The organism is Paenibacillus sp. JT22N12 (assembly GCF_056269365.1).
Window position 1 is genome coordinate 238,542 of record NZ_JBWDNU010000005.1, and the last position, 16,032, is coordinate 254,573.

The window sequence follows — 16,032 nt, forward strand, 5'->3', positions numbered from 1 at the left end:
ATAGTAGCAAGAGGCTGCCGCTCCCCGCGGATGAAATCCGCACGAGCGACAGCCTCTTTGCTTTTCTTGTCCTGCTTGTCAGCAGGCAGATGCCTCAATCGTTTTTGAGACTAATTCGGAAAGGTTCCTGGAGCCCACCCGAGGGATAGATATCCTGCCCAATGTCGAGGCGGCCAATTTCCCCGGCAGCCAGCCGGCTTGCCGTCAATGAGACTGTTTGGGCATCCTGCCTCATAATGGGTCCCTTCTTGAGCCTGATCCGTGGATGGTGGCCTGCGAAGACAGATTGCCCGGCGAATAGCGGTAATGACTTACCTTCCACACGGCTGGTGAACCATTCACCACTACCTCCGCCTTACCGCGAACATATCCTGGATCCAGCATATCACCGACCGAAGTCCGGATTAGCCGTATGAAACTGTGATGCGATTTCTGCGATTTCCGTCAGAGCCCCATCTCCGCCATTTCCCGGGAAATTCGATAAGTTGCGCCCTGCTCTGTCGCGAATGCGACAATATCCGATTCCACTGATACCGTCGCAACCGATCTGTCTCTCGCCGTGATAATGAACGGGTTCTCGCAGCGGATGCTGCATATCCCCCCGGCATGGGAGACGATTTCCGCTTCCGTCAGCCTGCCGTTCTTCCAATTCAGGCTGACCTCGAAGCCTCCCCGCGCTCTTAAGCCTTTGATATAGCCATCAGGCCATTCGTCGGGAAGAGCGGGAAGAAATTCGATAAAGTCCTGATGGGACTGCATCAGCAGCTCGATAATACCCGCTGTGACGCCGAAGTTCCCATCGATCTGGAACGGCGGATGCGCGTCGAACAGATTGGCGTAAACACCGCCCGAGTGGTAGTTTTTCTCCTCGGTTTCGCAAAATTGAAGCAGCTTGTGAACGAAGGATGCCGCCCGGTTGCCATCGCCGAAACGGGCCCACAGGCCAACTTTCCAGGCCAGGCTCCAGCCCGTCCCGTCGTCTCCGCGCCTCTCAAGCGAACGCTTGGCTGCGGCGAACAAGTCAGGCGTGCCGCGTTGAGTCAGCTGATGCCCGGGATAAACGCCGAACATATGGGCAATGTGGCGGTGATGGACATCCTGCTCTTCAAAATCCCGAAACCATTCCTGCAGCTGTCCGTATTGGCCGATCTGCATGGGATATAATCGGTCGCGGGCGGCAGCCAGCTCCTGCCTGAATTCATCGTCGGCCTCCAGCACCTCGCATGCGGCCATGCAGTTGGAGAACAAATCCCAGATCAGCTGCATGTCCATGGTCGAGGCAAGACTGACGCCAGCCAAACCGTCCGCGGTCTGGAATCTGTGCTCCGGCGATGTCGACGGACCGGTAATCAGATAACCGCTCTCGTCCTCGAACAGCCAGTCCAGACAGAACAAGGCGGCTTCCTTCATAATCGGATAAGCCGTGTCGCGCAAATAAGCCTCGTCTTTCCAGAAAGCGTAATGCTCCCATAGATGCTGGGACAGCCATGGGCTCGCCATCGACCAGCTTGCCCAATGGGCCTCGCCGTTGCCGTAGCCGCCGCTTGGCGAGGTCAGGCACCAGATATCGGTGCAATGATGGGCCATCCAACCCCGTACACCATAAATCTCCGCCGTTTTCCTTCCGCTTCTCGCCATATTCGCGACGAAATCCAGCATCGGCTCATGGCAGGCTTCCAGGTTCCCCGCCAGAGCCGGCCAATAATTCATCTGCGTATTGATATTAATCGTATAATTGCTGCTCCAGGTGGGGCGCGTGTCCTTGTTCCAGATCCCCTGCAAATTGGCAGCCTGGGAGCCGGGCCGGGAGCTGGCGATCATCAAGTAGCGGCCATACTGGAACAACAGTTCCACCAGACCCGGGTCGCGCCCGCCATAGGTTTTGATCCGCTGCTCGGTCGTCATATCCGCAGGAGCAAGCGGCTCTCCCAGATGCAGCTCCACCCGGTTGAACAAGGCGGTATAATCGGCGATATGATCGCCGCGGACTTGATCGTAGTTTTTCTGCAGCACATTTATCAAATAATCCCCGCATAGAACAGAAGGGTTCTTCCCCTCCGTGCGCGGCGGGCGGTCGAAGCCGTTAAAACTGGTCGCAGCACAGAAATACAGCGTTGCAGAGGTTGCCCCATAAATATGCAGGCCATCATGATCAGCGGTCATCGAGCCGCCCTCATGTCTGGCGCCCAATCTGCCTTCAAAGCGAACCGCATCGGTTTCATCCCAATCGCCATACTGAATGGGATTGTCCGGGTTCTGATGGTTAGGCCCGCAATACTCCGGCGCGCTGCCCTGCATAATCAGGGTATTCCCGGCAGCGGCAGTCCGGCAGCGCAGCTGGCTTCCGATACGGGCGTGGAAGCTCAGCATCCCCGGCTTGTCCGCTTCCAGACGGACGACAACCGTCTGATCCGGGTAAGAAGCGAAGATTTCCCGCGTATGCCGGACATCGCCGATCATGTAGCTGACGCGGGAAATCCCGTCCCGCAGATCCAGCGACCGTTCATAAGAAGCGGCAAGATTGCCGTGCTCGAAGTGAATGCGCAGATCGCCCAAGGGCATATAGGCTTCGTTATACGGACCCATCAGCTCTTTGCAGCCGAGACCCGCCTCCACATATTTGCCGGCCTTCAGCAGCTCCCGCACTGACTGAAGCGACTCCCGGGCATGGGGAGCTTCCCATTCCTGGCGTCCTCCCGACCATAACGAATCTTCGTTCAACTGGATCAACTCCGCCTCCACGCTGCCAAAAATCATCGCCCCCAGCCGGCCGTTGCCGACCGGCAGCGCATCCGTCCATTTTCGCGCGGGATGATTATAATGAAGCTTCATCGCTCATCCCTCCCGGTAAAGCTTGCTGAAATACATCCCGGGAGGCTGCAACCGTTATCGTGCGGAATTCCCTGCCGTTATTGTTGCGCGTCCGATCTCCGTCCTGCGACGGCCTTGCCGAGCAGTAAAAATGATATAACACGCCGTTATGCGTTATAACCGTTGGTTTGTGGGCATAGGTCGAATCAATTTCCCCCTCTGCACCAAGACGGATGACAGGTTCCGGATAGGCCTCCCAGTTGAACAGATCGGAAGAGACAGCCACCCCTTCCTGGGCCCGCCTGTAATCATAACCGAAGAAGAACATCACCCATTCTTCCTTGCTCCGCAAAACGCACGGATCGCTGACAAAAGCGCTTTTCCAGCCTTCTTCCGATACGCGAAGCACCGGATTATGCTCGTAGCGGATCCAGGTTTTCAAATCCGCGGAGGTTGCAAGGCCCGTCTGCTCCACCCAACCGGATGTGTTGTTGTTCTTGGCGTTGTAAAATAAATAAAACAATCCCTCATGTTCAACCAGGCATTCCTTGTACAGGCCGCCCTTCTCCCAGTCCTCTCCTTCCTCGGGAGTCAGAATCGGGTCAGGCAGGCGGTGCCACTCCAATAAATTCTCGTCTTCCGTATAGGCCAGACCGATCTTGGCGGAGCCTTCCTCATAACCGTCCTCGGGGTAGCTGTGGTAGGCAAGCCAATACTTATTGTCCCATTTCTTCAGTACAGGCGGCGCCTCAAGCTCGTTCTCTCTGAGCATCCAGGTGCCGGCAATATTTTTGGAATCCCAGTTCGACAGATCGTTCCGCTCCAGAATAACGCCGTGATGCTCCCAATTCAGCAGATCCTCGCTAACCGCCAGCGCGGTCTGGTAGCCAATTCCGTTAAATCCCACGTACATCATGTAGAAGCGGTCCTGATGCTGAAAGACAAACGGACAGTCGACCGCATTCTGATCGAAATGATCCGGCAGACCCGACCCGGTCAATACCGGCTTGCCATATTTATAAGGGGTCATATAAGGCGCAATATTCATTGAAGATCCCTCCGAAGTTGTTTAATACATCCGTGGTTATCCATGCCTTGTAAAGCGGATAACTTCACCTGCCACTGTATCCAGCGCAATATCTCCCAGCAGCGTCTCTTCCTCCATGTCTCTGACGCAAGCAGCCCCATTCTCCCATGGCGCGTATATGCGAAGCTTCCCGCCCGCCTCGCTTTGCACTTCAAGCCATTGCACAGCCCCGTCTTCCCATGCAGCGCTGACCAGAAATCCTCCTGCGGCGCGCAGGGTCCGGAATTCCGCGTATTGCTCTTCCGGCCAATTGGGGAACAGACGGAGTATGCCATTGTAGCTTTGCAGCAGACATTCATTAATCACGACCGGCAGGGCGGTATTCTCGAACCATATGCCCATGCGCGACATAAAATCGAAATTCAGCGTGTCTTTATAGCGGCCGCCGACCTGAAGCACCATATCCGTGCAGGTCCCGTTCGGCATCATGCAGTATTCGATTTGCCGCTTGAACTTCTCCAAATCCAGAATGCCGAGCCGGGCCCCCTGCAGATTTTGGAAAACAAGCTCGTTGCCGCCTTCGTTGCGGTGGTTGCGGTATGAATTGCAGGCGATCTCATAGATGTCTTCAGGCGAATGCAGGCCGTGATCCTCCCCCGGAAATACGGTGAACGCGCTGTTCGGGGTGTTGTACACCATTTCCGGATCCTCTCCCCGCACGGATACGAAAACTTCCCCCCGCTCCTGCGACAGAGCTGTCGGATAATCGGGCAGATGCTCCAGAATATCCAGCACTTCACCGATGAGCGCGGCTTCCTCAACCTCGATATCCAGCGCCGCGCACGCCTCCACATAGGCACGAAAGACGAATTTGAACAGCGTAATATCCGTCAGGCTGTCAGCATTATATTTGAATCCGGGCATCAATCCGTACAGCTCCGGAGGAACCGTCGGGAATATATGATAGCGGTCATCGCCCCACCGGGCGCCTCGGGCATCCGGGCGTTTCATATAATCCGCCATGAACAGTACGGCAAGCTTGATCGGCTCGAAGCCTTTATCCCGCAGAAACGCCTTATCCATCGTATAGACATAATGCCACCACAAGCTCTGCACCACCCACGGAGTCGTGCACATGACCCATCCGAAGGGAGGTCCGGAACTGGGATTTATTTCCATATCGACGGGAAAGGCCGAGACCGGATAGAAGGCGCCGCGCAGCCCGTAATAGTCCTCTGCCCATCTCCTGCTGACAGGCGTAATATGATGCACCATCTCCACATACGGCAGATGACGGTCCACATGATTGCTGGAAAAAGCCAGCCAGAACGGCTGCTGGGTATTGTAATCCAGATGGTAATCGCCATGCCAGGCGGAGCCGATAGTGTCATAGGTCCAGTTCGCGAACAATCCGGGACAAGTTGCCCCCTCTTTTACGCCGCATTGGAAGAAATACAGGTTCCAGTACCAAATTTTCTCCAGTTCCTTGTCGCCAAGCAGAACGCCGGAACGGTTCCAGAAAGAGGAATAGGCCTCCCTGGTGCTCTCGAAGCAGGCAGCCATCTCTCCGTGCCGAATGTCCCCGGGAAATCCGAACGAACGGGAAACCTGCACGTCCATTCCTTCCTCCAGGTCGACTGCCGCCAGGAATGGTCCGCCGGGTTTTACCTTATACTCCAGCATATGCGCGCTATCTCCGCTCATATAATCGTCCAGATGCGTCGCCACAATGCCGCTGCGGGTCTCATTCTTCACCGACAACGGCGCAAGCGATCCGCCGGACAAGCCCAGCGTCAGACGGAACGCCTTGTCCTTGCTGTGACGCTCTGTGCCGCTCTCCAGATAAGGGAGGAGCTGCCTCATGGACAGGAATGCCGCCTCCATATCCGCCGTACATCCGGCCGGAGGGAATTCCTGCGGTGTGGACGGATCGGGAATAAGCCGCACCCGGTCGAAAGGAGCGGCAATCGGCATTCCGGCTTCATTCACAAAGCTCATCCACAGCCGGTCCCGCGAAGCCTCGACAAAAATCCGGAGCGTTGCGGGAATGCCCTCCACCAGGAAGCGCACCTCGCATAAGCCGTTTGAAATATGAACCGTATGTCCGAGCACCTCCGCCTTTCTGCGGTCATAGCCAAGCAGAACCGAACCGCAAGGCATCGGCCGGGGGTACGGGTTGTTATAGGTTTCTTTGAGCATCAGGCAGTATTCCCGGTACCAATCGTCCTCTACCAAGGATCCGATGTTATCGGGCAGCCGCTTCAATCTTTCGAATACTTCGCTGAATGTGCCAACCTTCCCCGCATCCTGTTCGGCGATTCTCTGATCCCATACGTTATTGTGGGAAAAATGAAGAATAACCGCATCGGGACGGGTCGTGACGACGACTCCCATGCCGCCGTTGCCGAGCAGAGCCCCGGAGAAAAAATCCGGCGCGATCCGGTTGCAGACGATCGGATGCAGGGCAGCCTGAACGGCTGGCGCAAAAGTGGAGCTTGATCTGGGTTCGATCATCATATTCGCCTCATATCCATGGAATATTGAATAAGAAGAAATAGCTTCGCCACCCTTCGGCGGTAAAATCGGTTTCTTCCTTTAGTTGAAATGAAATAATCATTGCTACAAGATAAAGAAGAACGGGCTGGCGCCGTTCTTTAAGCGGCCACCAGCCAAGTTTCTTCTCTCGGAGCTTATGCCTGCGCAGTTTCGCGGAGCTTTATTTTTTGGTCATCGTATCGTACGCTTCCTGGTAAATCTCGATATACCGGGATAAATTCATGCTGTCCAGACGCTTGATGTAGGCGTCCCACTCCTTGTTCAAATCGGCGTCGCCGCTAATAAAGCGGGCATTCATCTCGCGGACCTGTCCATCGATTGTCGCTTTTAAATTGGCAATTTCATTGGACTGCTCGGTCGTAAAGTACAGCGGCGGAATGACATCCTGATCCGGTACCTTGAACGGCTCGTATTTCTGCGTTTCCTTATAGAGAATCGGCTCAACCGAAGCCTCCGGGTCTGTCACAGCCCAGCCAAGGCGGAATTCATTGGTTTCGTTCATCGGGAAGCTGTTGTACCAGTTGATCCTCTGCGCTCCGCTTGTCGGGGTCACCGCCTGGAAGAGCGCCGGCTTGCCGTCAATGCCCAGCTGCCCTTCGTCAGCGTACTTCCATTCGATGCCTTCTCTTCCATATTTCCCGTTCAGCAGCACTTCCTGCGTATAGAAGGCATCTGCCCAGCGCATGGCGACATCGGGATTCTTGGCGGCGTTGGTAATGATATAGCGTCCGCTGACAGCCGTGTAAGGCGTATTGCTGGCAACCTGCAGACCGCCCGGTCCCTTAAGCGGCGGAACCGCCTTGTACTGCAGCCAGCGGCCGCTTTCCCCGTTGAACTGCGTGAAGTTGCCCATGTGAAAGGCTGCGGCGACTCCAAGTATCGGCACATCGGGGTTTTCGCCAATACGCTTCAGCTGGTCATTATCCATGGTGAAGGATTCAGGAGAAATAAGTCCTTCCTGGTACAGCTTATGCAGGTAGGTCAAGCCTTCTTTCCATTCCGGCTTGTTGAAAGCCGCATCGATTTTGCCGTCTTGGAGCAGCAAGCCGAAGTTATCATGCGTTAGATTATCGTAAATGAACGCATTCATAACAAAGCTGTCTATATTGTTGCCCGGTGTCGCAATGGAGCCCGCAAACGGAATCTCATCCTGTTTTCCGTTGCCGTTCGGATCCTGCTCCTTGAATGCCTTCAGCAAATTGTAGAACTCATCCGTTGTGGTCGGCATCTTCAAGCCCAATTTATCCAGCCATGGCTGGTAAATCCACATTTTCTGGACAACCGTACAGTGGTAGCAATCGCTGACATACGGAAGCGAATAGATTTTACCGTCTGAAGCGGTAGAAACCTGCTTGATCAAGGGATTCGCTTCGAACATCTTCTTCGTCTCGGCGCCGTACTTCTCGATCAGGTCAGACAGTTCAAGGAAAACGCCGTCCTGACCGTAAATCATCTGCTGGGCCGCAGGCACGTTGAAGTTCATAATAACGTCGGGCAGATCGCCCCCGGCAAGCGTCAAATTCAATTTGTCCTGCGCGTTCATAGGGGGAACGACTTCCCATTCCACATGGACATTCGTTTTTTCTTCGTACCATTTGGTGAATTCGTTATCATCGAACGATTCCACATTAGCGTCGCCCATAACCATCACTTTTAATGTCGTTTTTTCTTTTACAATCGGAAATTCACCAGCCGCTGTCGCGACGTTAGCGCTTTCACCTGTTCCGTTATCCGATCCCGCCGGCTGATTCTCCGCATTATTGCTGCTGTTTGTATTGCTTGAACATCCGGCAAGAATAACGGCCAGGCACAGCAAAGCCAGAATTCCGGACATGACGACCTTTTTCATGTTACACGCTCCTATGATGAGAGAAATGGATGCCTTGTGGCAGTTAATGTTTACTTGGTGACGAGCCCGCTTTCAATGAATCAGCCTTTCAACGATCCGATCATAATGCCTTTGACAAAAAACTTCTGGACAAACGGGTAAATCAGCAGCAGCGGCGCGGAGGATACCACGATCAGCGAATACTTCAACAGCTCCCGCAGTCCTTCTCTTTGCGCAGCCTGCTCCACATCTGTCAGCATGTTAAGATCCACCTGGTTCTGCACGAGAATTTCCCTCAGCACAATTTGCAGCGGATATAAATCCCGGTCCTTCAAATAGATTAACGCGTTGAAATACTGATTCCATTGGCTCACCGCATAAAACAGCGTAATAACGGCGAGGATTGGACCTGAAAGCGGTATCACGATCTTCCATAAAAACTTCAGATCGCTGCAGCCGTCCAGATGCGCCGCTTCCAGCATTTCAGTCGGTAGAGTCGTCTGGAAATAAGTCCGGGTAATAATCATATTCCAGACGGATAGCGCGGTCGGCAGAAGCATCGCCCACCTTGTATCCGTCAAGCCCAAATCCTGAACGAGCAGATAGGTCGGGATGAGTCCTCCGGTGAACATCATCGTGAAGACGAACAGAAACATAAAGTAATTTCTCCCGACAAAATCATGCCGTGACAGCGGATATGCAGCCAATACCGTAAGTATGACATTGATGGAGGTGCCAGCGACCGTATAAATAATGGAATTTGTGAACCCTGTCGTAATCATGCTGTTCTTGAAAATCGCCTTGTAGCCTTCCAGATTGGGCTCCACCGGCCACAGCCAGACGCGTCCCGAGATGACCGCATTGGAGGAGCTGAAGGATGCGCTCACAATATAGATAAGCGGGTAAAGCACGAGCAGCGCCATGAATGCCAGAAACACATAATTCACAATGGAGAATAAACGGTCACCCCATGATTGCTGCGAAAACTTGTATTCCATGTTATCGCCTTCCTATTCCTACCATAAGCTGGTTTGTCCGACTTTCTTGGCAATCTTGTTTACAGTGAGCAGCAGAACCAGACCAATGAAGGATTTAAATAATCCGATTGCCGTCGAATAATCGTAATTGGGCACCATGGACGTCAATCCCTGCTTGTACACATAGGTGTCTATGACTTCCGAGGTTCTCATATTAAGCGGGTTTTGCATCAGCAGCACCTTCTCGAATCCGACATCCAGAACATGGCCCGTATTCAAAATAAACAGCGTGATCGCGATCGGCAGAATGCCCGGCAGATCGATATACCAAATTCTTTGCAGCTTGGTCGCCCCGTCTACAATGCCCGCCTCATGCTGGGACGGATCGATGCCCGTCAGTGCGGCAATATAGATGATGCAGTTGAAGCCGATCGTCTGCCAGATGTCCGATGCGACATAGATCGTCTTGAAATAACCCGGCGTTCCCATGAAATTAATGGCGTCGCCTCCGAACCAGCCGATAATGATATTGATTATACCGGTCCTGGGCGCCAGGAACTGCAGCATGATCCCGATCAGCACCACCACCGAAATAAAATAGGGGGCGAATGTAATCATCTGCACCGATTTTTTAAAGGATCGGTTGCCGACATAATTCAGGCTCAATGCGAAAATAATGGGCAGCGGGAATCCTGCAAGCAGCGTGTAAAGACTCAATCCGACCGTGTTCTTCAGAATTCTCGTAAACTCATAGGAATGAAAGAATTCCCTGAAATGGGCGAAGCCAACCCACTCGCTTCCCATAATCCCTTTGGACACGGAGAAGTCCTTGAACGCAATTTGCGCCCCGTACATGGGGCCGTATTTGAAAATAATAATGTAAATGACAGGCAGTAAGATAAGCAGATACAGCTGCCATACCTTGGCCATCTGTTTGAATGTTTGTTTTCCCGTTGCCTTCATGCCGGTCACTGCAATAACCCCTCCCTCCTCTTAAGCGGATATGACCCTCCTGTTTGCTGCCTTAGCTGCTGTCGTCGGTCGTGACAACCAAAGTATAGAAAAACGGGTGGAGCATCCGCAAGATGAATGTGCCAAGGAATGTGCACCGGAATAGATTGGAGCAAATGTGCAGCAAACCGGGGTGGTGCAGCATTTTATAACCCCTGCCGCATGAAGATAAACTTCTGCCGGGAAATGTGCAATTGCTATGGAGATAGGGACTTTGCCTTTTATCCGGGCATTTCACGCGTATAATAGTGGCGTAAATCATTTCATCCGATAAGGAGATGCGACACAGATGATCAACCGGCAGGCTCTCGTTGGACGCCATCATCCCGTTATACAAGGCTTTGACAAAAACGCTTCGCTCTCGGTCGGCAATGGAAACTATGCCTTCACCGTTGATGCCACCGGCCTTCAGTCGTTTCCGGCGCTTTATGCGGACGGCGGCGTTCCGCTCGGCCATCTCTCCAACTGGGCCTGGCATACCTTGCCCAATCCGGAAGGCTACCGCATGGATCATTATCCGCTTACGTATTACGACACGTTCAATGGACGAAGCGTCGGCTTCCCTTATTCGCCCCGCGGCCAGCGGAGCGCCGAATACAATTGGCTTCAAGCCAACCCGCACCGGCTGCAGCTTGGAGAGATCGGCTTCCGGATCTCACTGCCTTCCGGCGCCGAAGCCGCAAGCGGAGATCTGACCGATATGCGGCAGGAGCTGGATCTGTGGTCCGGGAAAATTACCAGCCGCTTCAGCGCAGCCGGGCTCCGGACGGTCGTGGAGACCTGCTGCCATCCGGTTATGGATCTGATCGCCGTACGCATAGGCTCGGAGCTGATTGCAGATGGCGCGCTGCGCATCGCTTTCCGTTTCCCCTACGCAAGCGGAACCTTCTCCGGCAGCCCGGTGTGGGATGAACCGGACGCGCATCAAACGGAGATTGAAGCGCAGTCGCCTTCTTCCATCCGTCTTCGCCGGACACTTGATGCGGATGTCCATTATATGACGGCGGCCTGGTCCGGCGGCTCATTCGTCCGCGATTCAGCGGATCCGCATCAGTTCCTGCTTACGCCGTCCGCGGAGGATCATGGCGGCGAATTCGAGTTTTGCTTCCGCTTCGGGCTTGAAGCCAACGAAGACCCGCTGCCTGCCTTCGGGGAGACAGAGACTGCCTGCCGCAGCCATTGGGAGTCGTTCTGGAGCAGCGGAGCTGCCGTGGAGCTGGCGGGGAGCGCGGACACGCGGGCGCATGAGCTGGAGCGGCGCATCGTATTGTCCCAATATTTGACCGCGATCCAGTCCTCCGGGTCGCTGCCTCCCCAGGAATCCGGCCTTACGCATAACAGCTGGTACGGGAAATTCCATTTGGAGATGCATTGGTGGCATTCTGTTCATTTTGCATTATGGAACCGGACGGAGCTCCTGGAAAATAACATGGTCTGGTACAGTGATATCTTGCCGCAAGCGAAGGCGCTGGCCGCTTCGCAGGGCTACAACGGTGCCAGATGGCCCAAATGCATCGCTCCCGATGGAGTTAACGGCCCCTGCTACATTGAACCTTTTCTAATTTGGCAGCAGCCCCATCCGATCTATTATGCCGAGCTTATCTACAAGAGCGGGGGCGGAGACGGGGCACTTGCGCGCTACCGTGAAATCGTACTGGAATCCGCCGCTTTCATGGCCTCTTTTGCGGAGTGGGATGAGGAGCACAGACGCTACGTGCTTGGTCCGCCGGTTGCTCCCGCCCAGGAGATTTACGACCATGCCGTCACCTTCAATCCGTCCTTTGAGTTGAGCTATTGGGCATTCGGGCTATCGGTCGCAAATACGTGGAGAGAGCGGCTTGGCCTGCCCAGGGACGAGAATTGGGATCATATTCTGCAGCATCTGTCCAGACTGCCGGTAGTAGATGCAGTATATACAGCGGCCGAAACCGCACCGGACACCTTCCGGGACAAAACGGGCGTTGTCGACCATCCGACCATGCTGGCACCCCTCGGTATGCTTCCGGGACTGATGGTTGACCATGAAACGATGAGACTTACGCTTCATGAGGTCTGGAAGAACTGGAACTGGGATCATACATGGGGATGGGATTATCCGATGACTGCCATGACTGCCGCCAGACTTGGCGAAGGCCAATTGGCTGTCGAAGCTCTATTAATGGAACGGGGGAAAAACGGCTATCTTCCCAACGGGCATAATTATCAGAGACCGGATCTGTCCGTCTATCTGCCCGGCAATGGCGGCCTGTTGACCGCTGTCGCCATGATGGCTTCAGGCTGGGAAGACGGGCCGGATACGCATGCTCCCGGGTTTCCGCAGGACGGGTCATGGACCGTCCGCTGCGAAGGATTTGTCAGGATGCTCTAGCCGCGATAGCAGCAGGGTTGCCGCCAAGGATCCATGGACAGACATGGACAACCATCAACAACCACAAGAGGCGGCTACGGATTGAATCGCATCCGGGCGCGGCTCGAGCAACGAGCGGGGCGGTCATGCCCTGCAGCTTCATATGATGAATTTGCCTCCCAGGCAGCAGGAGAGGATCGCCCCCTTTCGCAAGCAGTTTATACGATACTGCAGGAGCGGGGAGGATCCTTTTTCTTTTAACAGCGGCATGAAGGCTGCCCTTGCAGAATAGACTGCTTGGCCTTTCGAATCTCTGAGCGGTTATCCGTGACGCTCATTTGTTCGAACCATGGAATAAGCTCCTCTTCCAGCCAAACGATCAAACGTTCGCAGTTTGCAGCATTGGTTGAACCTGCTGCATATCAGCTTGTCCTGCCGCAATCAGTGCGGCCAGCTGCTGAAAGGCGGAAGTCAACTCCGGCAGCCCGGTTTCGTCATACTGGGGCGACGGCCGGGAGTAACCACTCTTCCGTTTCCAAACTGAAATATCGGGCCTTGTGAGCATTAATCTAAGGCGCTGTCGGCGAGTCGTTTAAATATTCATCGGAATTGCGGTACAGCCCCAGACCGTTCATTACATAGGGACGAACAATGTCTACAAGTAAATCGGCTCGATTATTTTCCCCAACAATTAACCAATAATGCGCTGCGCCATAGATCGCTGCGCCTGTCATGGCCGAAATGATCTTTGTATGATGGCGGTCTGCTATATGATGGTTATCCCCTTTCACAAAAATGCCTTCTATTATTTGCTGCAACATCTTTTTTACCTTTTCATCCACAAGCTTAGCAATAGATTGGGAATCCATTCTGCATATCTGATAAAAATATACGATGTAGCGGTGTGTCAGCAAGACCAGCTGACTGCATATTTCATCTGTAAACTCCCGCGCATTCACCACTTGTTCTGGAATCATCTCGCGAAAAGCCTGTTCTGTAATTTCCTCCATCAATGCATATTTATCTTCATAGTGGGCATATAAGGTGGCGCGGTTAATAGTGGCTCTCTGCGCGATATCTTTTATGGTTATTGCATCAAATCCTTTACTCTGCAACAACTCTCTGAATGCTTCCCTGATTAACTGTCGTGTCCGTAAAACTCTTGGATCCTCCTGATTTACCATATCTATAACCCCCTTCTTAAACATCAAATATCATAATTTGTTGTCTATGCAACGTTTTACTTACTCTGCCGGTTGAAATCCTCATCATGCAGTACTATTATCGTATCAGACAGATGTTGTTTAAACAACTGTGACTAGTTAGTTGAAAGGAAGGACAACATTGAACAGCAAACAACATAGACTTTTGATATTTGGTGCCGGTGTGATTGGCAGTGTATACGCACTCAGATTTGCACAGTCGGGACTGGACGTCACAATGCTGGCCCGAGGAAAGAGACTGGATGCGCTTAAAAGGAACGGACTGCGATACAACGATAATGGAATGATAAAGCAAATATCGATCAAGACGATAGAGAAGCTTGCAAACGACGACATCTATGATTTCATCTTTGTTCCTGTACGATATGATCAGGCAGAATCTGCCCTGTCTGCGATCAAGAATAATCAGAGCCAAACAATAATCACCTTGACCAACACTATTGGGTATGACCCCTGGCTTGAAATCGTGGGTGATCGGTTACTTCCAGGATTCCCGGGTGCAGGCGGAGATATCAAAGAAGATATTCTATACGCCCAATTCGGTTCCAAAACTCACCAAGGAACCTTTTTTGGTGAAATAAATGGACAAACGACCGAAAGAGTGAAGGAGCTTGCCAAAATATTTGAAACAGCGGATTTGCATTATGAAATCCAGAAGGACATTCAAGCATTCCATGTTTCGCATGCTGCGCTCGCTGCAGTCAACAAGCATTTCTATACGAATGACGGAATGGTGGATATAGAGACAGCAAGAAGTGAAAGCATTCTAAGCAAGGTCGCCGCAGATATTAAACAAAATCTTCGCCTGGTAGAGCAAGCCGGAATCCCGGTAATCCCGCCCGAGACGAAGTCGATGGGAGAATTGCCTGAGAAAGATATTATTTCCCGGTACCGCCAGATGCTGAGCAATGACTTTGTGATTGATGTTAAGCTTGGAAACCATGCTGTCAGCAAAAAAACAGAAATACTGTTATTGGATGAGATGTTTCATAAGAAGCTATCTGTTCGACGATGACATCACCATCTGCTCCACAAAGGACGGCAATACGGTTGATAGTACCTCCCCAGTGGGAAAGCAATTAACGGATAATGCCAAGGATTGGCGCGGTTAACACAGTAGAAACAGCAGCAGTTGAAAAATCAACGTATGTTCAATTTAAGAGGAGGCATAATCATGAAAGCTATTGCTTTGACAAGCTTTGGAATCCCCGAAGTGCTGGAGGAACTGGAAGTGCCGATTCCCGCACTCACCGACACACAGGTTCTCGTCGAAATGCGCGCCTCTTCCATCAATCCCGCAGATATTCTATTTCGCAGCGGCGCGATTCTTCAGAGTCCGATGGCCGATAAATTTCCGGCTCAATTTCAATTGCCGCTTGTTCTTGGTAATGAAGCAGCCGGCATCGTAAAAGAGGTTGGCGAAAAAGTGCGTCATTTCAAGCCGGGGGATCGTGTCATGGGCATGGTTCAGAGGGGTTCCTACATGGACTATGTTGCGGTGGAGGAAGATCTTCTTGCCGTTATCCCTGAGAGTCTTTCCTTCGAAGAGGCAGGCGCCGCACCTACGGTTGCCCTGACAGCTTGGCAAGCGCTGTTTGAGCATGGTCGTCTTCAACCGGGACAACGCATCCTTGTTCAAGCCGGCGCCGGAGGCGTGGGACATGCGGCGGTCCAGTTGGCCAAGCAGCATGGAGCATATGTTATCGCAACCGCGAGGGACTATAATCATGATTTCGTCAAAGGACTCGGTGCGGACGAGGTGTTCGACTACACGAAAGTCGACATTGCCACCCAAATAACAGATCCTGTTGATATCGTATTGGATTCCGCTATGGACCCATCCACTTTCGGTACCGGGTTACCGGGAGAGATCGGAAAGAAGAACTACTCGGTCATCAGGGATGACGGAACCTATATTTCAGTGGTGGCATTCGCGATCAATCAATATCCGAAGATCCGCGGCATTGACGCACGTTTCTTCCAGGCAAGAGCTAACCGTACCGATTTTGAATCCATTGTTCGCCATATGAAAGAGAATAAATTGAGTATCCATATCGATGAGACCTATCCCTTTACTGCTCAAGGCCTGCTTCAGGCGTATCGCAAAAGCGAAGAGTCGCCGAAACGGGGAAAAATCGTCATCTCGAAAAACATGGGATAAACCTCTTGCTTGGTGAGATGGGATGTCTCAAAAGTAAGTTTGCGCACTTGACGGATAGCTTGCCTGATCAAATCATCTTGCAAAAATAAAG

General features: G+C 52.7%; 10 protein-coding genes. 3 read left to right on the top strand and 7 right to left on the bottom strand.

Features of this window, described 5'->3' with window-relative positions:
* Positions 1-444: 444 nt before the first annotated feature.
* The 6 genes from AC0YOA_RS20355 to AC0YOA_RS20380 form a co-directional block, all read right to left on the bottom strand.
* Entirely contained in the window at positions 445-2,832 is a 2,388-nt protein-coding gene (locus AC0YOA_RS20355; RefSeq protein ID WP_475788147.1) for a glycoside hydrolase family 95 protein, read from the bottom strand.
* Entirely contained in the window at positions 2,816-3,859 is a 1,044-nt protein-coding gene (locus AC0YOA_RS20360) for a glycoside hydrolase family protein (RefSeq protein ID WP_475788148.1), read from the bottom strand. The genes AC0YOA_RS20355 and AC0YOA_RS20360 overlap by 17 nt, the downstream gene beginning before the upstream one ends.
* A gap of 36 nt (positions 3,860-3,895) precedes the next feature.
* Complete coding sequence (locus AC0YOA_RS20365) at positions 3,896-6,355, bottom strand: glycosyl hydrolase family 95 catalytic domain-containing protein (RefSeq protein WP_475788149.1); 2,460 nt, start codon at positions 6,353-6,355, stop codon at positions 3,896-3,898.
* A 199-nt stretch (positions 6,356-6,554) separates the two neighbouring features.
* Positions 6,555-8,243, bottom strand: coding sequence for an ABC transporter substrate-binding protein (locus AC0YOA_RS20370; protein WP_475788150.1), 1,689 nt, complete (start codon positions 8,241-8,243; stop codon positions 6,555-6,557).
* Positions 8,244-8,323: 80 nt separating this feature from the next.
* On the bottom strand, positions 8,324-9,220 hold the full coding sequence (locus AC0YOA_RS20375; RefSeq protein WP_210038867.1) for a carbohydrate ABC transporter permease: 897 nt from the start codon (positions 9,218-9,220) through the stop codon (positions 8,324-8,326).
* Between the two features lie 18 nt (positions 9,221-9,238).
* Positions 9,239-10,162 carry an ABC transporter permease gene (locus AC0YOA_RS20380; RefSeq protein ID WP_475788338.1) on the bottom strand — a complete coding sequence of 308 codons (924 nt, stop codon included), beginning with the start codon at positions 10,160-10,162 and terminating at the stop codon, positions 9,239-9,241.
* A 337-nt stretch (positions 10,163-10,499) separates the two neighbouring features.
* On the opposite strand from AC0YOA_RS20380, the gene AC0YOA_RS20385 reads away from it, so the two are divergent.
* The gene (locus AC0YOA_RS20385; RefSeq protein WP_475788151.1) at positions 10,500-12,578 is read left to right on the top strand and encodes a glycoside hydrolase family 65; all 2,079 of its coding nucleotides are present in this window, start codon (positions 10,500-10,502) and stop codon (positions 12,576-12,578) included.
* A 548-nt stretch (positions 12,579-13,126) separates the two neighbouring features.
* Here AC0YOA_RS20385 and AC0YOA_RS20390 read toward each other — a convergent pair.
* Positions 13,127-13,741 (bottom strand): TetR/AcrR family transcriptional regulator, encoded by a 615-nt coding sequence (locus AC0YOA_RS20390; protein ID WP_475788152.1) that lies wholly within the window; start codon positions 13,739-13,741, stop codon positions 13,127-13,129.
* A 160-nt stretch (positions 13,742-13,901) separates the two neighbouring features.
* On the opposite strand from AC0YOA_RS20390, the gene AC0YOA_RS20395 reads away from it, so the two are divergent.
* Positions 13,902-14,795 (top strand): ketopantoate reductase family protein, encoded by an 894-nt coding sequence (locus AC0YOA_RS20395; RefSeq protein ID WP_475788153.1) that lies wholly within the window; start codon positions 13,902-13,904, stop codon positions 14,793-14,795.
* Positions 14,796-14,954: 159 nt separating this feature from the next.
* Entirely contained in the window at positions 14,955-15,941 is a 987-nt protein-coding gene (locus AC0YOA_RS20400) for an NADP-dependent oxidoreductase (protein WP_475788154.1), read from the top strand.
* The last annotated feature ends 91 nt before the right edge of the window (positions 15,942-16,032 follow it).